Source organism: Pandoraea pneumonica, from assembly GCF_049918595.1.
GTDB classification, from domain to species: domain Bacteria; phylum Pseudomonadota; class Gammaproteobacteria; order Burkholderiales; family Burkholderiaceae; genus Pandoraea; species Pandoraea pneumonica_A.
This window is the reverse complement of record NZ_JBNCRZ010000004.1, coordinates 516,650-532,158: the sequence shown is the minus strand read 5'-3', so window position 1 is coordinate 532,158 and position 15,509 is coordinate 516,650. Positions and strand designations below refer to the sequence as shown.

The 15,509-nt window shown below is 61.4% G+C and carries 18 protein-coding genes; 12 read left to right on the top strand and 6 right to left on the bottom strand.

The genetic code is table 11. The annotated features are described in order from the left end of the window. The first annotated feature begins 22 nt into the window (after positions 1-22). Positions 23-553: a DUF192 domain-containing protein gene (locus tag ACPWR9_RS19035; RefSeq protein ID WP_426330939.1), complete on the top strand. Its 531-nt coding sequence runs from the start codon at positions 23-25 to the stop codon at positions 551-553. 60 nt (positions 554-613) lie between these two features. Here the strand turns inward: ACPWR9_RS19035 and ACPWR9_RS19030 are convergent, their stop codons facing one another. The 3 genes from ACPWR9_RS19030 to xseA all read right to left on the bottom strand — a co-directional run bounded on the left by ACPWR9_RS19030 (position 614) and on the right by xseA (position 3,763). Continuing rightward, positions 614-1,330, bottom strand: a complete 717-nt coding sequence (locus ACPWR9_RS19030; RefSeq protein ID WP_426330940.1) for an HD-GYP domain-containing protein — start codon at positions 1,328-1,330, stop codon at positions 614-616. Between the two features lie 277 nt (positions 1,331-1,607). Beyond that, positions 1,608-2,186: a superoxide dismutase [Fe] gene (sodB, locus tag ACPWR9_RS19025; protein ID WP_426330941.1), complete on the bottom strand. Its 579-nt coding sequence runs from the start codon at positions 2,184-2,186 to the stop codon at positions 1,608-1,610. A gap of 203 nt (positions 2,187-2,389) precedes the next feature. Continuing rightward, the gene (xseA, locus tag ACPWR9_RS19020) at positions 2,390-3,763 is read right to left on the bottom strand and encodes an exodeoxyribonuclease VII large subunit (RefSeq protein WP_426330943.1); all 1,374 of its coding nucleotides are present in this window, start codon (positions 3,761-3,763) and stop codon (positions 2,390-2,392) included. Between the two features lie 447 nt (positions 3,764-4,210). Here xseA and ACPWR9_RS19015 point away from each other — a divergent pair, with 447 nt between their 5' ends. From ACPWR9_RS19015 to ACPWR9_RS18980, 8 genes are all read left to right on the top strand, one after another. After that, positions 4,211-4,825, top strand: a complete 615-nt coding sequence (locus ACPWR9_RS19015; protein ID WP_150680617.1) for a MotA/TolQ/ExbB proton channel family protein — start codon at positions 4,211-4,213, stop codon at positions 4,823-4,825. Between the two features lie 15 nt (positions 4,826-4,840). After that, positions 4,841-5,293, top strand: coding sequence for an ExbD/TolR family protein (locus ACPWR9_RS19010; RefSeq protein WP_426330944.1), 453 nt, complete (start codon positions 4,841-4,843; stop codon positions 5,291-5,293). Positions 5,294-5,412: 119 nt separating this feature from the next. Next, positions 5,413-6,447: a tetraacyldisaccharide 4'-kinase gene (gene lpxK / locus ACPWR9_RS19005; protein ID WP_426330946.1), complete on the top strand. Its 1,035-nt coding sequence runs from the start codon at positions 5,413-5,415 to the stop codon at positions 6,445-6,447. Then, positions 6,428-6,634 (top strand): Trm112 family protein, encoded by a 207-nt coding sequence (locus tag ACPWR9_RS19000; RefSeq protein WP_150680620.1) that lies wholly within the window; start codon positions 6,428-6,430, stop codon positions 6,632-6,634. The genes lpxK and ACPWR9_RS19000 overlap by 20 nt, the downstream gene beginning before the upstream one ends. Then, positions 6,631-7,413 carry a 3-deoxy-manno-octulosonate cytidylyltransferase gene (kdsB, locus tag ACPWR9_RS18995; RefSeq protein WP_426330947.1) on the top strand — a complete coding sequence of 261 codons (783 nt, stop codon included), beginning with the start codon at positions 6,631-6,633 and terminating at the stop codon, positions 7,411-7,413. The genes ACPWR9_RS19000 and kdsB overlap by 4 nt, the downstream gene beginning before the upstream one ends. 331 nt (positions 7,414-7,744) lie before the next feature. Then, on the top strand, positions 7,745-8,410 hold the full coding sequence (gene adk, locus ACPWR9_RS18990; RefSeq protein ID WP_426330948.1) for an adenylate kinase: 666 nt from the start codon (positions 7,745-7,747) through the stop codon (positions 8,408-8,410). A gap of 115 nt (positions 8,411-8,525) precedes the next feature. Continuing rightward, positions 8,526-9,284: a 3-hydroxyacyl-CoA dehydrogenase gene (locus ACPWR9_RS18985; RefSeq protein WP_426330949.1), complete on the top strand. Its 759-nt coding sequence runs from the start codon at positions 8,526-8,528 to the stop codon at positions 9,282-9,284. A gap of 178 nt (positions 9,285-9,462) precedes the next feature. Continuing rightward, complete coding sequence (locus ACPWR9_RS18980) at positions 9,463-9,957, top strand: DUF962 domain-containing protein (RefSeq protein WP_426330950.1); 495 nt, start codon at positions 9,463-9,465, stop codon at positions 9,955-9,957. A 101-nt stretch (positions 9,958-10,058) separates the two neighbouring features. Here the strand turns inward: ACPWR9_RS18980 and ACPWR9_RS18975 are convergent, their stop codons facing one another. Together ACPWR9_RS18975 and murJ are read right to left on the bottom strand one after the other, a co-directional pair. Further along, a complete protein-coding gene (locus ACPWR9_RS18975) occupies positions 10,059-10,925 on the bottom strand; it encodes a SirB1 family protein (protein WP_426330951.1) in 867 nt (288 codons plus the stop codon). Between the two features lie 24 nt (positions 10,926-10,949). Further along, positions 10,950-12,545 carry a murein biosynthesis integral membrane protein MurJ gene (gene murJ / locus ACPWR9_RS18970; protein WP_426331109.1) on the bottom strand — a complete coding sequence of 532 codons (1,596 nt, stop codon included), beginning with the start codon at positions 12,543-12,545 and terminating at the stop codon, positions 10,950-10,952. A 135-nt stretch (positions 12,546-12,680) separates the two neighbouring features. On the opposite strand from murJ, the gene rpsT reads away from it, so the two are divergent. Further along, positions 12,681-12,953: a 30S ribosomal protein S20 gene (rpsT, locus tag ACPWR9_RS18965; RefSeq protein WP_039367301.1), complete on the top strand. Its 273-nt coding sequence runs from the start codon at positions 12,681-12,683 to the stop codon at positions 12,951-12,953. Positions 12,954-13,296: 343 nt separating this feature from the next. On the opposite strand, the gene ACPWR9_RS18960 is transcribed toward rpsT, so the two are convergent. Beyond that, positions 13,297-13,608: a DUF3579 domain-containing protein gene (locus tag ACPWR9_RS18960; RefSeq protein WP_150680627.1), complete on the bottom strand. Its 312-nt coding sequence runs from the start codon at positions 13,606-13,608 to the stop codon at positions 13,297-13,299. Positions 13,609-13,943: 335 nt separating this feature from the next. Between ACPWR9_RS18960 and argF the strand changes: the two genes are divergently transcribed. Next, on the top strand, positions 13,944-14,870 hold the full coding sequence (gene argF / locus ACPWR9_RS18955; protein ID WP_426330952.1) for an ornithine carbamoyltransferase: 927 nt from the start codon (positions 13,944-13,946) through the stop codon (positions 14,868-14,870). Positions 14,871-15,115: 245 nt separating this feature from the next. Next, the gene (locus ACPWR9_RS18950) at positions 15,116-15,439 is read left to right on the top strand and encodes a pyrimidine/purine nucleoside phosphorylase (protein ID WP_058375832.1); all 324 of its coding nucleotides are present in this window, start codon (positions 15,116-15,118) and stop codon (positions 15,437-15,439) included. The last annotated feature ends 70 nt before the right edge of the window (positions 15,440-15,509 follow it).

Below are 15,509 nucleotides of genomic sequence, written 5' to 3'. Positions count from 1 at the left end.
TTTTTTTCGTCCGGCGGCTACAATGGTCCGCCATTCGTCTGGCGTTTTCAGACCTTCCCAGGAGTCGTTCGTGATCCGGATTTCGCGTCAACTGGCTGCGCTCGCCGCAAGCGCCACGTTCGCCACTACCGCCGCCTTCATGGCACTCGCCCCGGCAACTGCTGCCGCACAACAGATCAAGCAACCGGGTGATTTCCCGACCGTTCAGCTCTCCGCTGGCATGTTCCTCATCAAGGCGGAAGTCGCGGCCAATGAAGCGGACCGCGAGCAAGGCCTGATGTATCGCACGAAGATGGCGCCCAATGCCGGCATGCTTTTCGTGTTCGAACAGCGCGCCATGAACTGCTTCTGGATGCGTAATACGAATCTGCCGCTGTCGATCGCGTTTTTGCGGGACGACGGCACGATCGTGAACATCGAAGATATGGCCCCGCAAACGGATGACAATCACTGCCCGAAAGAGCCCATCCGCTACGCGCTGGAAATGAATCAGGGCTGGTTCAAGACGAAGAACCTGACAGCGGGCACCAAGATTTCCGGTCTGCCACGTTAATTCTCCGCATTAGTTCGCCGCATTAGTTCGCCGCACGCTTCCCGCACGAAGGTGCACGCCCTAGCGTGCACCGCTCGAAATGGCGAGCGCAGGCACGAGTGCCCGTTCGAGAAAACGGTCGAGCAGCCACGGATCGAAATGGCGTCCCCGCTCGGCGAGCATCGCCTTCACGATTTGCGTAGGCGTGAGCGCCGCCCGATAGGGCCGGTGACTGGCCAGCGCATCGAACACGTCGACCAGCGCGACAATGCGCCCCGCCAGCGGAATGCGATTACCCGATAAGCCAAACGGATAACCACCGCCGTCGTACCGTTCATGGTGCGCGCGCGCGACGCTCGCTGCCAAATCACAGGCGGCCCCGCCGAGAGCGCTCAATATATCGGCGCCTAATTGCGGATGCATCCGCATCGCGCGAATTTCCTCCGCCGTCAGCCTGCCCGGTTTCTCGAGAATCGAATTCGGAATACAAAGCTTGCCGGTATCGTGCAATGCGGCGGCGAGCCCCAACGCTTGTGCTTCGATGGCGGGCATTTCCAACGTCTGCGCGAAACACCAGGCCAGTCGCCCAACCCGCCACATATGCGCCGCGGTGCCCCCGCGCTTGCATTCGGCCAGACGAAAAAGTGTCCAGGCTGCGGGCGGCAGGCTATGCATCAGGTGTGTATCGGCCAGCCAATAGCGTTGGTACGAGGGATGTTGCGGTGCGTCTTGCACCGTGCTGCGCGCGCAAGCGTGTGGCCGGGCAATAAATTCGCGCGTTGGCGCAGGTTCTGGCATACGTCGTCCAAAGCGCATGGAAAGAGGTCTGATGCGAAGCATCGTGCAATACAGTCCAGCACGGCGTTTCGCTTGAAGTGAGTACTCTAACGACGCTTGATCGCGCGAACGTTGATACCGATCAAACGCGCTGCGCAAAGGCGCGACCCGGCAGGCGCTGAAAACAAAAAGCCCATCGCATGCGATGGGCTTTTGTTTCACCAGCGAGGCGTCGCGCTCGGGTCAGGCGCGTGACGCCCGGGTTGACCTCGGGTGCCGGTGAAGTCCGGGTGTTCGATTACGCGAAGTTCTTCGCAGCGAAATCCCAGTTGACCAGATTCCAGAATGCCTCGACAAACTTCGGACGGGCATTGCGGTAGTCGATGTAGTACGCGTGTTCCCACACGTCGATGGTGATCAGCGGCTTGTCCGTGCCGGTGAGCGGCGTGGCAGCGTTGCTGGTGTTCACGATGTCGACCGAGCCGTCGGCCTTCTTCACGAGCCACGTCCAGCCCGAACCGAAGTTACCCACGGCCGACTTCGAGAACGTTTCCTTGAAGGCGTCGAACGAGCCGAACTTGGCGTCGATAGCCTTGGCCAGATCGCCAGCCGGCGCACCACCGCCCTTCGGCGACAGCGTGTTCCAGAAGAACGTGTGGTTCCACACTTGCGCTGCGTTGTTGAACACGCCGCCCGACGACTTCTTGATGATGTCTTCGAGGCTGGCGTTTTCGAATTCGGTGCCCTTGATCAGGTTGTTCAAGTTCGTCACATAGGCTTGGTGATGCTTGCCGTAGTGATACTCCATCGTTTCCTTGGAGATGGTCGGCGCCAGTGCATCGATGGCGTACGGCAGTTCAGGGAGCTTGTGTTCCATGGCGATTGTCCTTTGTGCTCTGAGGGGAACCCGATTTTTGCATTATCCGGAACCACCGATTCTAGGGCAGATGCAATAACCCCGCAAACCTGACGGTTACTTGTTTCACCGCACTTTGCGCCGCACGTGTGACGATTGTGTGCCAATCCCGGCGAATGGACGCACATTGTCTGCACTTCGCTAACACTGCCGGGCCGGTACGGCTAAAAAGTATCGTCTAGCCTGACCTGAACATCACCAATGCCCACATCCGCCGCCCCATCGGCCAGATGCATGGTGACCTGCTGCCCGCGCTGAAGCTTGCGAGGGTCACGAATCGGCTGACCGCGACTGTCGAGCACTGCGGCATAACCGCGTTGCAACGTGCGGCGCGGATTGAGGAGTTCGAGCTGGGCGGTCGCGTCGACGAGCCGCTGCGACGAGCGCTCGGCGCGGCGCGACATGGCCGTGTGCAAACGTTGCGAGAGCAGCGCAAGGCGCTCATGCTGCGACGCGACATCGGGGATCGCGCGCACAAATCGCAGACGCAGCATGTCGAAACGGCTGCGGCGCTGGGCGAGCGGGCGCTCCAGCGCATGGCGCATCCGGTCCGACAGATGGGCCAGCGCCCCTTGCTGCCGCGCCAGACGTTCCCGCGGCGAGACCAGTCCACGCGACAAGTTGTCGAGCTGCTGAGCGCGTTGCTCCAGCGTGCGCCACATGGCGCGCGTCAGGCGTTGACGCTCACGATCGACCTCGCGCAAACACTCATCGCGCGCAGCGCTGATGAGCTCGGCAGCCGCCGTGGGTGTGGGGGCCCGCACATCGGCGACAAAGTCGGCGATCGTGAAATCGGTCTCGTGGCCGACACCCGAGACGACGGGCAACTCGCTGCGGGCAATCGCGTGGGCGAGCACCTCTTCATTGAACGCCCAAAGATCTTCGATCGAACCGCCGCCGCGACACAACAGAATGGTGTCGACTTCACGGCGTGCATTGGCCGTGTCGAGCGCCGCCGCCAGACGCGTCGCCGCGTCTGCCCCTTGCACCGGCGCCGGGTAGACCACCACCGAGACGTGTGGCGCGCGACGAGCGAGTGTCGTCAGCACGTCGCGCAGCGCTGCCGCTTGCAGCGACGTCACCACGCCCACGCGGCGGGCATAGCGCGGCAGTGGCCGTTTGCGCTCGGCGTCGAACAGCCCCGCAGCGGCCAGCTTCTCCTTGAGCCGCAGAAAGGCCTCGTAAAGGTTGCCCTGGCCCGCGCGACGAATCGCTTCGACGTTCAGTTGCACCTCGCCACGAGGCACATACATCGAGAGCAGCGCCCGCACTTCGACCCGATCGCCCTCTTTTGGCGAGAAGTCGGCGTGTTGTGCGCGGCCACGGAACATCACGCAGCGCATCTGCGCTTGCGCGTCTTTAATCGAGAAATACCAGTGCCCGCTGGCCGCGCGCGTGAAGTTCGAGATCTCGCCGCTCACCCAGGCGAGCGGGAAACTCCGCTCGAGAACCCCAGCAACGGCCTTGTTCAAATCCGAAACACTGAGCACGCGATCCGCACCACGATTGGGCCGGGCGTCGTCAAAAGAAAGGTTCATGCGATTCGGCAGGTCAAAAACTGTCCACAGGCCCGTTAATTTAAGGGTTTTCGACCCCCGCCGCCTTACTTTTCCTGCATCGGCCACGGAAAGCCTTGATTGGCGGGGCTGTCCGGCAGGTGTCGCATTGACGTCATATGGCGTTTTCGTGACAAAGCGCAGGATATATGGGCGCTTCGAGACATGTGCACAAAGTTATCCACAGGCTGTGCATTCGAAGTTGGGATTTGTGAGCTTGCGGCGGTGTTCATATCTGAAACCTTTTATTGCTCATTTTTTCATCACGAACCAAAAACCGCCTTGCGCTCAACGACTTGCAAAAAGTATCCCAAGGTTGTCCACATCCTTGTGCTCGTCAGATGTGGAAAACGGTGCTTGCCCATCCCCACCCTGCACGCTACAGTGCGGACTCGTTTGCCCATCCCCGCAATAAGCAAGAGGTCGTCTTTGTTCGCCGTCATCCAGGCCGCCGGCTGGCCCATCTGGCCACTTCTCATCGCATCCGTCATCGCTCTCGCTCTGATCGTCGAGCGTGCCCTGTCGTTGCGCCGCGCACGCGTGCTGCCGAGTGGCGTGCTCGAAAACGCCATCACGCTCGCGCGCCGTGCGCCGGCGAAACACGAGGCCACCGAAGCGCTCGCACGCGGCTCGTTGCTCGGCCGAGTGCTCGCGACCGGTGTGCGTTACGTCGCCCATAATCCGCAGGGACCGCGCGACGGCGCCAAGGAAGCCCTCGAAGAAACCGGCCGCGCCGTCGCCCATGAGCTCGAGCGCTTTTTGCCGGCGCTCGGCACCATCGCCTCAGTGGCACCCCTCATGGGGTTGTTCGGCACCGTCGTGGGCATGATCGAGATCTTCGGCTCGCAAGATGCGACCGGGACCGACCCGGCCCAACTGGCGCACGGTATTTCGGTCGCGCTGTACAACACGGGCTTCGGACTGATGATCGCCATTCCCGCGATGATCTTCTACCGGTACTACCGCACGCGCGTCGATGCGTTTCTCGTCGAACTGGAAACGCAGGCGGTCCATTTCCTCGATGCCACGCTGCCGCGGCACTGACCGGCGAGGCGCACGATGAACTTCCGTCGAGGCCTGACGACGCGCGACGAGCCGGAGATCAATCTGATCCCGCTCATCGACGTGCTGCTCGTCATTCTCATCTTCCTGATGATCACCACGACCTACACGCGCTACACCGCGCTCAAGGTCAATCTGCCGACGGCCGACGCAGAAAAGGCTGTCGTGCCGCCGCGCCAGATCGTGGTATCCGTCGGTGCGGACGGCAGCTATGCCATCGACCGGCAGGCACTCGGCCAACGTGATGTCGCCAGCCTGACGGGGGCACTGCGTCAAGCCGCCGGCTCGCAGAACGCGGGCGCCGAGCCGCCGGTCATCATCATCAATGCGGACGCTAAGAGTACGCATCAATCCGTTATCAACGTGATGGAAGCGGCGCGTGAAGCCGGTCTGTCGCGACTGACGTTCGCCGCCCGCTCGAATAACGCGAACGGCAAACCCGCCCGATGACGGCACCCGCCTCCTCCGCCCCTCCCGATCCCAGCGGCACGCGCGCCCGCGCGCTGGTCCCTCGCCTGTCAGGATCGCTCGTTCACTGGGTGAGCGCGCAATGGCAACGGCGCGGGGTCATGGCCTGGCTGTTGTGGCCGATGTCGTGGATCTTCGCGGCGATGGCCGCATGGCGGCGTATGAGCTTCCGCCGTGGCTGGAAAACCTCGACGCGTCTGCCGGTGCCGGTCGTCGTGGTCGGCAACCTCACCGTTGGCGGGACCGGCAAAACACCCACTGTGATCGCGCTGGTGACCGCGCTGCGCAAACTGGGCTACACCCCAGGCGTGCTTTCGCGGGGCTATGGCGCACGGTTGTCGCATCCGTCGGAAGTGCGCGATGCATCAAGACCGGAAGACGTCGGCGACGAACCTCTGCTTATCGCCAAACGTACTGGCGCGCCCGTCTGGGTGTGGCCGTCACGCGTTGAAGGTGGCCAAGCGTTGCTGGCGGCGCATCCTGAATGCGACGTGATCGTTTGCGACGACGGCCTGCAGCATTACGCGCTCGCGCGCGACGTTGAGATCGCGGTGTTCGACCATCGATTGGGCGGTAACGGCTTTCTGCTTCCTGCCGGACCGTTGCGCGAGCCGTTGTCGCGCCGACGCGATGCGAACCTTATCAACGATCCGTACGGCAAGACGCTTCCCGACTGGCCCAACACGTGGCGCCTTACGCTTGCATTGGGCGATGCCTGGTGCGTCAGTCAGCCGTCGCTCTCGCGTCCACTGGCGCATTTCGCATCGCGTGGCCCTGCGTCGGCGCCGCTGACCACTTCGACCGCTATCGCCTCTGGCGACGGTGCGCCATCGGCCCCCACTGCCCCGCGCCGCGTGCTTGCCGCTGCGGGCATCGGTGCCCCCGAGCGCTTCTTCGCAGCACTGCGTGCGGCCGGTCTGACGATCGAGACGCTGCCGTTGCCCGATCATTACGATTTCGCGACCAACCCGTTCGACGGCGTCGCGGCCGATGCCATCCTGATTACCGAAAAGGATGCAGTAAAATGCCTCACCTGGTCCGACCCGCGTGTGTGGGCCGTACCCGCCGAGGCAGCGCTCGATGCGCGCCTGGTATCCCTGGTAGTGGAGAAATTGCGTGGACACCCGACTGTTTGAGATTCTCGTCTGCCCGTTGTGCAAGGGCCCCCTGGAGTACGACAAGAAAGCCCAGGAACTGATTTGCCACGCCGACAAGCTTGCGTACCCCATCCGTGACGGTATCCCCGTCATGCTGGCCGACGAAGCGCGTCAGTCCGTCGAAGGCACCCCGGTGCCGCTGTCCGACGACAAATCCGGATCGTGAGCCAAGTGACTGATTTTGTTGCCGTCGTGCCGGCGCGTCTGGCATCGACGCGCCTGCCCAACAAGCCGCTCGCCGACATCGGCGGCAAGCCCATGGTGGTACGCGTCGCCGAGCGAGCCCGTGAATCGGGTGCGCGACAAGTCGTTGTCGCCACCGACTCGCAAAGCGTCGTCGACGCAGTTTCCGCTCACGGATTCGACGTCGTGCTTACGCGCGCGGATCATCCAACCGGCACCGACCGACTCGCCGAAGTCGCCGTGCAGCAAGGCTGGGCTGACGACACGATTGTCGTCAATGTGCAAGGCGACGAGCCGCTGATCGACCCGCGTCTGGTGCACGCCGTCGCGGGCCACCTCGCCGACCACCCGGAATGTGCGTTGTCGACGGCGGCACATCCCATCACCGACAACGCCGAGATTTTTTCGCCGAACGTCGTCAAGGTCGTGCTCGACGCGCATAGCCGTGCGCTCTATTTCTCACGCGCACCGATTCCCTGGTCGCGCGATGCCTGGTCCGCTGGCCTTGCCAACGTCGCGGCGCTGCCTGCCACGACGACGCCGATCTACCGGCACATTGGGCTATACGCCTATCGCGCCAAATTCCTGCGCAGCTATCCAAGCTTGCCGCAGGCACCTCTCGAAACCGCCGAATCGCTCGAGCAATTGCGCGCGTTGTGGCATGGCGAACGTATCGCCGTGCTCGTGACGGAAGACGCGCCGTTGCCGGGCGTCGACACGGCCGAAGATCTTGAACGCGTACGCGCGTTGCTACGCGACTGAGATCCACTTCGGTGCGGCGGTCGGCCAAACGCCGATCCCAGTTTTGGTGCCGGCGCTCGTGTCGGTGAGTGTTGTGGCGAATGTCTCGGATTTTGCACTGACATGCGCCGCACACTCCCGCAAAACGCCGACGGGCGGGCACGTCGTGGCATAATCGCTCTGATTCTCGCGAGCAGACCTCCGGTCGCGCGCGCCGCGCCCCAGCCGAGCGCGACGCCTGCGCGCCGTGTCGCGTGCCGGTCAACGCCCCGCACGCCCACGCAAAAACCGGAGTCGATACTGCCTGCCGCACGCACAGCATTCACAAATCACAAACTTTCAGGAGTCATCGATGCGTCTGATTTTGTTGGGGGCACCCGGGGCCGGTAAGGGCACCCAAGCAACGTTCATCAAAGAAAAATTCGGCATCCCGCAAATCTCGACCGGCGACATGCTGCGCGCCGCGATCAAGGAAGGCACCCAACTCGGTCTTGAAGCCAAGCGCTACATGGACGCAGGCGATCTCGTGCCGGACGGCGTGATCATCGGCATGGTCCGCGAACGCCTGACCGCCGACGATTGCAAGAACGGCTACCTCTTCGACGGCTTCCCGCGCACCATCGCGCAAGCCGAAGCGATGAAGGAAGCCGGCGTCGCTATCGACTTCGTGCTCGAGATCGACGTGCCGTTCGACGAAATCATCACGCGCATGAGCGGTCGTCGTACGCACCCGGCATCGGGCCGCACGTACCACGTCAAGTTCAATCCGCCCAAGGTCGAAGGTCATGACGACGTGACCGGCGAACCGCTGGTACAGCGCGACGACGACAAGGAAGAAACGGTCAAGAAGCGTCTGGCCGTGTACGAATCGCAGACGAAGCCGCTGGTGGCCTATTACTCGGACTGGGCCAAGCACGGCAGCCCGGGCGCGATTGTCGAGGCTCCGCAGTATCGCAAGATCTCGGGCCAGGGCAGCGTGGACGAAATCCGCGCACGCGTGTTCGACGCACTGAAGTAAGCGCGATCATGTGCCGCTCATCACCCTTCCCGGTTGACGTTCGGCGCAAATGACGCAATAGAAAAAGGCGGCCAGTGAAAACTGGGCCGCCTTTTTTGCCTCAGGAGGATGACGCATGGAAATTCAGGGCAATGTGTTTCTGATCACCGGTGGCGCCTCGGGGCTCGGTGCCGCCGCAGCACGCTGGCTAGCCGGCTTGGGCGCGAAGGTCACGCTGGCTGACGTCAATGTCGACGAAGGCGAGGCGCTCGCCGAAAAGCTCGGCGGTAAATTCGTGAAATGCGATGTCACCCGTGAAGACGATGGCAAGTCGGCCGTGGCCGCCGCGCAGACCCTCGGCACCTTGCGTGGCCTCGTCAATTGCGCAGGCATCGCCATCGGCAGTAAAACCGTCGGCCGCGACGGTCCGCATCCGCTCGACGCCTTCTCGCGTGTTATCCAGATCAATCTGATCGGCACCTTCAATATGATCCGTCTGGCCGCCACGGCCATGAGTCAAAGCGAACCCAACGGCGAAGGCGAGCGCGGGGTGATCGTCAACACGGCATCCGTCGCCGCGTACGACGGTCAGATGGGACAAGCGGCTTATGCAGCGTCCAAAGGCGGCGTGGCAAGTCTGACGCTACCGGTCGCGCGCGATTTGTCGCGTAGCGGCATCCGCGTGATGACCATCGCACCGGGCATCTTTGAAACACCGATGATGCTGGCCATGCCGGCCGAAGTGCAGGCGTCGCTCGGGCAAATGGTGCCGTTTCCGCCGCGTTTGGGTAAGCCGTCGGAATACGCGATGCTCGTCGAGCAAATCGTGCGCAACCCCATGCTCAACGGCGAAGTCATCAGGCTAGATGGCGCGATTCGCATGCAGCCCAAATAGGCTGAATCGGATCAATAGGCTGTTGGCGAATTGCGTCGAGACACTTTGCCGCATCGCAGCAATTTGCCGTGCCGAGTATGACTACAATGAAAGCCGGGCCGCAGTTTGCGGCCTGCTCCGATGCCGGTGAGTCGCCGGCCCCGCGTGTTCCCCCCGTCCCCCGAGGCAGGAGGCTGGCATGAAATCACTGGCGCAACAGATGTCGTTTTATCAGCGCTATCACCGCAGTCCCAAGAATCGTCTCACCCATTTCTTCGGCGTTCCCATGATCATCCTCGCGGTGATGCAGGCGTTCTCGTGGATACCGCTTGGACCGAGCGGACTGAACGCGACGCATGTGATCGTGCTGGTGCTGCTGATGTACTACTTCCTGCTCGACGTGCCCCTAGCCCTTGCCATGACTGCGTTTTTCGCCGTCATGCTCGCGGTGACCCAACATCTGGCACGGCTGCCATGGCCGTGGGCGCTGGCCGCATTCGGTGTGCTCTTCATTGGGGGCTGGATCATTCAGTTGATCGGACATCACTTCGAGGGGCGCAAGCCCGCATTACTCGACAACCTCTTCCAAATCTTTATCGCCCCGATGTTCCTGATGGCAGAAGTGTTTTTCTACTTCGGCTACAAGCCAGGGCTGCGACGCAGGGTGGAAGAATTGGCCGCGCAATCGGCGTAATCGCATGCTCGGGAAAGACAAACGCCAGCCTCATCGGCTGGCGTTTTGTTGTGTGGACCACGCGGTCAGTACGCCGGCGGCATGCGCACCAAGCCCCACGCTTATCCGTGACTTCCGGGCCGACGACTCAGATCGTCGAGCACTTGCCGGATGGCGTCGGCGTCTTCGGCATCAGGGCGTTTGCTCAGATAAAACTCAAGGTCGTCTTGCGCAGGGCGCACGAGATTGAGCCTCGCATAGGCCAATCCGCGATCACGCTGCTCGATCGGCTGATCCGGCAGCACCAGCACCATCCGCTCTTGCACCGCAAGCAACCGCTCCCAGCGCTCGTTTTGCGTATAAATCGCGCGCAAGTTGCGGAGCATTCGGGCAAGGATTTCACGTGGTGTCGCCGGCTCTAAAAATGGATGCAACAGCGCCCATAAGGCCAGTTCCTGAATCGGCTCGGCACTCTCGTCGCGATAGTGCTTGAGATAGGGCTCAACCATTTCAAGCAGCCGTTGCGGCGAGAGCGAATTGCCGGAAAGCGGATCGATCACGACGTCGCCCGCTGGTACGGCCAGCCGCAACAGAAAGTGTCCGGGGAAGGACAGCCCTCGCAACGGCAGCCCGATCTGATGACCGATCTCCATGCACAGTACGGCCAGCGAAATCGGGATGCCGCGACGCCGATCCAGCACGATATGCAGATGGCTGTTGTCGGGATCGTAGTAGTCGTTCTGATTGGCGGAGAAGCCGAGTTCGCGGAAGAAGAAGTGATCGAGCAATTGCAGCTTTTGCAATGGCCCGGCGTCCTGCGGCAAGCGTTTGGACAGGCGCGCTGCGAACGCGTCGATTTGCGTGAGCGTGTCCTGCACGTCGAGATCGGGGTAGACGTCCTGCGCGATGGCGATCGCCGCCTCGGTGAGCGGCAGACCGTCATCGGACGCCACCAGTGCTGCAAAGTACTCGAGAAAGCGATTCGCCATGCGGCACCCGTGGGTTCTGCCGCGTCAGTTCGTGCGACGGCGGAAGAACGAGAAATTGAAACCCATGAGGAATAATGCGCCGAAATACACCACGGCGCATAGCACCAGACTCGCCCCCAGCAGCGCGATACGTGCCAGCGGTCGCGCCCCCAAGGCCACCCAGTCGAAACTCTGGGTGAACCACAGCAGCACCCCGGCGAGAATCAGGCACGCGGCCAGCAACTGAACGAAGAAAAGCTTCCAGCCGGGAGCAGGACGGTAAATTCCCCGCTTATAAAGCCCTGCAAAGAGCAGCGCCGCATTCATACAGGCGCCCACGCCGATCGAAAGCGACAAGCCCGCGTGCGCAAACCAGCGCACAAACAACAGATTCGACAACTGTGTGGCAATCAATACCACGATGGCAATCTTCACCGGCGTTTTGATGTCTTGCTTGGCATAGAAGCCTGGCGCCAGAATCTTGATTAGGATCAGGCCAACCAGCCCGACGCCGTAGGCGGTCAGGGCATGGGCGGTCATCACGACGTCGTTCGCATCGAACCGGCCATATTGATACAGCGTGGCGGTAAGTGGCTCCGCGTAGACGAACAGCCCGACGGCGCTGGGCATCGCCAACAAGAAGGTCAGGCGCAGCCCCCAGTCGAGCAATGCCGAATATTCGGTGCCGTCGCCATCGGCGTGCGCGCGAGACAGGCTCGGCAGAAGAATCGTGCCCAACGCCACGCCGAGCAAGGCCGTCGGAAACTCCATCAGCCGGTCGGCGTAGGCCAGCCACGACACACTGCCTTGGGCAAGCCGCGACGCAATATTCGTATTGATGATCAGGCTCACCTGGGCGACCGACACCGCCAATGTGGCGGGCACCATCTTCGCGAGGACCCGTTTCACGCCAGGGTTGCGCAAGGCGGCCACGATATTGATGGTGATGCGCGGGAGCATGCCGATGCGTGCGAGCGCGGGAAGCTGAATCAGCAATTGCAGGATCCCCCCGGCGATCACGGCATAAGCCAGGGCGTAGACGGGCGTCTCAAGGTGGGGGGCGACCCACAGCGACGCGACGATCGAGCTGATGTTGAGCAGCGCGGGCGCGAACGCGGGCACCGAGAACTGACGCCACGTATTGAGCACACCGGCGGCGAGCGTCGTGATCGAGATCAGGGTGATGTACGGGAACATGACGCGTGTCATGAAGACGGCGGCGTCGAAAGTACCGTTGTCGTGCGACAAACCCGTAGCGACCGCGTAGACCACACCGGACGCGCCGAGCACCCCGGCAATCGTGATCGCGAGCAACACCCAAAAGAGCACTGTCGTGACGGAATCGACCAGTGTTTTGGTCTCTTCGGCGCTTCGCTGTGTTTTGAATTCGGCCAGAATTGGCACGAATGCTTGCGAAAACGCGCCTTCTGCGGACAGGCGCCGTAGCAGGTTGGGAATACGGAACGCCACGTTGTAGGCGTCGGTCATTGGACCGGCCCCGAACATGCGCGCAATGAGAATTTCACGGATCAGACCGGTGATGCGCGAGAGCATCGTAAAGCCGCTGACCGTAGCGAGAGCTTTTAGCAAATTCATGTTGCGCGTATTATACGCACAGCAATGCAGCAAATACGTTGCAATTTCCGTTGGCCTTCGGCTATAATCGACGGTTTCGAAGTCAATGGATTGCTTCCTGGCCACCGTGTCTCCCAGGGAGCCGAGCCAAACTGCATAGAAAGCCGCATCAGGCGGAGCAATTCAAGGAATTCACCGAACATGGCAAATACCGCACAAGCACGCAAGCGCGCGCGTCAAACCGTTAAGATCAACGCTCACAACTCGGCGCTGCGTTCGCGTCTGCGTACGGCTGTTAAGGCTGTCCGTAAGGCCATCGCTGCTGGCGATCAGGCTGCTGCCAAGGAAGTGCTGCGCACTTCGGCAAAGACGATCGACATCATCGCTGACAAGAAGATCGTTCACAAGAACACCGCTGCTCGCCAAAAGAGCCGCCTGTCGGCCGCCATCAAGGCGATGTCGGCTGCTGCCTAAGGTAGCGAAGCACTACAAGTTGCTTGCCGGTTCCGACTACGGTCGGGACACTAAAAAGCCCGCTTTATGCGGGCTTTTTTCTATTGGGCGGCGCGCCGAGCGCGTAGCAAGCCGCCCTCCTCCCGAGAACGCTGCATCGGCATCAGCGTACGTCACGCGCCACGTAGAACACGCCATGTCAGGCCGACGGAGCGCCAAAGCACAGCACACGAATGAGATCGCTCGGGAACCAATAAAAACGGGAAGGTGATGATCGACGGTGAGTAGGGCCAAAGGCCCGGCACTCACGTCTGGCCGACGACATCGGCCAAGGGGGACTAGCGGGGGTTACGTCGGAAGGGAGTTACTTTACGTCGGGAACGAAGCAGGCTTCGGTCAGTTGCAGATCGTTGTCACGGGCGAAGTTCATGACGAAATCGAACGCCATGGGTTCGATTTCGCGCAACCGCTCGTCGACGACGACGCATTTGACGTCACCCACCATAATCGGGCGCACATAGGGGGAGTACTGCATGTATGCGTTCGGACCGGTACCCCGGCCACAGAACGACACGGCGCCGCACAGACGTTCCGCCCAGTCACTCGGACGGAACTTCTTGCCACCCCGGGTCAGACCCTGGATGAAATACTCGCGCGCGGAAACCTGGTCGGTCATATCGCTCAATCACCTCAAAAAACACCTGGACAGCCATACGCGGGTAGCGTTGCTGACAGAGCCAGTATTATATCTTATATAAGACTCAAACCTGTCTCCCCACCGTTGCCGCAAATGTTTTTTTCGGTCTTGCCAGCCCTTCCGGGCTGTGCCGCAGCGGTGTCGATCATACGCTTTTCGTGTGACGACAAAACGATTTGGTAGACTAGGGGTCTGCTCCTCCAAGTGGGGGAGCGGGCCTTAAGGCTTGTTCGTCGCGCCGACAGCGGGCGAGTTCCCGCCGGGTTTCCCGATCTTGTGATCCCCCGATTCTCGGCCTCCTGCAGAACATCCAAATGACCACCGCCAAACCCATCAAGCATTACCTTCAATTTTCGGATCTGACACTCGATGAGTACGACTACGTCCTCGAGCGCACCCGTATCCTCAAGAAAAAATTCAAGAACTACGAGACGTATCACCCGCTGCACGACCGCACGCTGGCGATGATCTTCGAGAAGAGCTCGACGCGTACCCGCCTGTCGTTCGAAGCCGGCATTCACCAATTGGGTGGCCACGCCGTGTTCCTGAATACGCGCGACACGCAACTTGGCCGAGGCGAGCCGATCGAAGACGCCGCCCAGGTCATCTCGCGCATGACCGACATCATCATGATCCGCACGTTCGGTCAGGAGATCATCGAGCGCTTCGCGCAGCATTCGCGCGTACCCGTGATCAACGGCCTGACCAACGAGTACCACCCGTGTCAGGTACTTGCGGACATCTTCACGTACTACGAGCATCGCGGCCCGATCAAGGGCAAGACCGTCACGTGGATCGGCGACGCCAACAACATGTCGTACACGTGGATTCAGGCCGCCGAGATCTTCGGCTTCCAAGTGAATATTTCGACCCCGCCGGGCTACCGCCTCGATCAGGCGATGGTGGCCGAATCGAGCCGCCCGTTCGTGCGTGAATTCGACGATCCGCGCGAAGCCTGCGAAGGCGCCGACCTGGTCTCGACCGACGTGTGGACCAGCATGGGTTACGAGGCCGAGAACGAAGCCCGTAAGGCCGCATTTGCGCAATGGTGCGTGAATGCCGACCTGATGAAACAAGCCAAAACCGACGCGCTCTTCATGCACTGCCTGCCCGCCCACCGTGGCGAGGAAGTGTCGGCGGACGTCATCGACGGCCCGCAAAGCGTGGTCTGGGATGAGGCCGAGAACCGTCTGCACGTGCAAAAGGCACTCATGGAGTACCTGATGCTCGGCAAGGTCTAAGGCCCTCGCCCGTCTCAGTAGCACATCGTAGTAAGCAAGCCTTCATAGCCACACGGTCTAGAGCGCGTCACCCGTCAGAACATTTCGGAATTTGCACCATCTAGGTGCAAATTCCGTTGTGCATCGCACAAATGTCACCCGGGTCGACGCATGAAACGTGCTAGCATGAATTCACACCTGCCCGCTGGAACCACAATTTCCGAGCAGCAGGACATTCGACTTTCCGATCCAAATCGCATCCGGTCATGACGCAAAACGCAACGCAGTTCGACAACGTTTCCGTAATCAAGCGCGCTAACACCTATTTCGACGGCAAGTGCGTCTCGCACACCGTGCTGTTCCCGGACGGCACCCGCAAGACGCTCGGCGTGATCTTCCCCGCCACACTGGCTTTCGGCACCGATGCACCGGAAATTATGGAAGTGACAGGCGGCCGTTGCCGCATTCGTCTGGCCGGTCAAACCGAGTGGCAGGAATACGCCGCCGGTGAGCAGTTCTCCGTGCCGGGCAACAGCAAGTTCGATATCGAGGTCGTCGAGACGCTCGATTACGTTTGCCACTACGGCTAACCGTCGGCCAGCATCGCAACCGCACGGCTTGATACGTGCGGTTGCCCTCTCGGCCGGTTCAGCGCGGCCC

What these genes read in the sequence shown, in the direction of transcription:
- ACPWR9_RS19035 (WP_426330939.1), top strand. Translation starts at nt 23, where the DNA reads ATGGTCCGCCATTCGTCTGGCGTTTTCAGACCTTCCCAGGAGTCGTTC.
- ACPWR9_RS19030 (WP_426330940.1), bottom strand. Translation starts at nt 1,330, where the DNA reads ATGCCAGAACCTGCGCCAACGCGCGAATTTATTGCCCGGCCACACGCT.
- sodB (WP_426330941.1), bottom strand. Translation starts at nt 2,186, where the DNA reads ATGGAACACAAGCTCCCTGAACTGCCGTACGCCATCGATGCACTGGCG.
- xseA (WP_426330943.1), bottom strand. Translation starts at nt 3,763, where the DNA reads ATGAACCTTTCTTTTGACGACGCCCGGCCCAATCGTGGTGCGGATCGC.
- ACPWR9_RS19010 (WP_426330944.1), top strand. Translation starts at nt 4,841, where the DNA reads ATGAACTTCCGTCGAGGCCTGACGACGCGCGACGAGCCGGAGATCAAT.
- lpxK (WP_426330946.1), top strand. Translation starts at nt 5,413, where the DNA reads ATGGCCTGGCTGTTGTGGCCGATGTCGTGGATCTTCGCGGCGATGGCC.
- adk (WP_426330948.1), top strand. Translation starts at nt 7,745, where the DNA reads ATGCGTCTGATTTTGTTGGGGGCACCCGGGGCCGGTAAGGGCACCCAA.
- ACPWR9_RS18985 (WP_426330949.1), top strand. Translation starts at nt 8,526, where the DNA reads ATGGAAATTCAGGGCAATGTGTTTCTGATCACCGGTGGCGCCTCGGGG.
- ACPWR9_RS18980 (WP_426330950.1), top strand. Translation starts at nt 9,463, where the DNA reads ATGAAATCACTGGCGCAACAGATGTCGTTTTATCAGCGCTATCACCGC.
- ACPWR9_RS18975 (WP_426330951.1), bottom strand. Translation starts at nt 10,925, where the DNA reads ATGGCGAATCGCTTTCTCGAGTACTTTGCAGCACTGGTGGCGTCCGAT.
- rpsT (WP_039367301.1), top strand. Translation starts at nt 12,681, where the DNA reads ATGGCAAATACCGCACAAGCACGCAAGCGCGCGCGTCAAACCGTTAAG.
- ACPWR9_RS18960 (WP_150680627.1), bottom strand. Translation starts at nt 13,608, where the DNA reads ATGACCGACCAGGTTTCCGCGCGCGAGTATTTCATCCAGGGTCTGACC.
- argF (WP_426330952.1), top strand. Translation starts at nt 13,944, where the DNA reads ATGACCACCGCCAAACCCATCAAGCATTACCTTCAATTTTCGGATCTG.
- ACPWR9_RS18950 (WP_058375832.1), top strand. Translation starts at nt 15,116, where the DNA reads ATGACGCAAAACGCAACGCAGTTCGACAACGTTTCCGTAATCAAGCGC.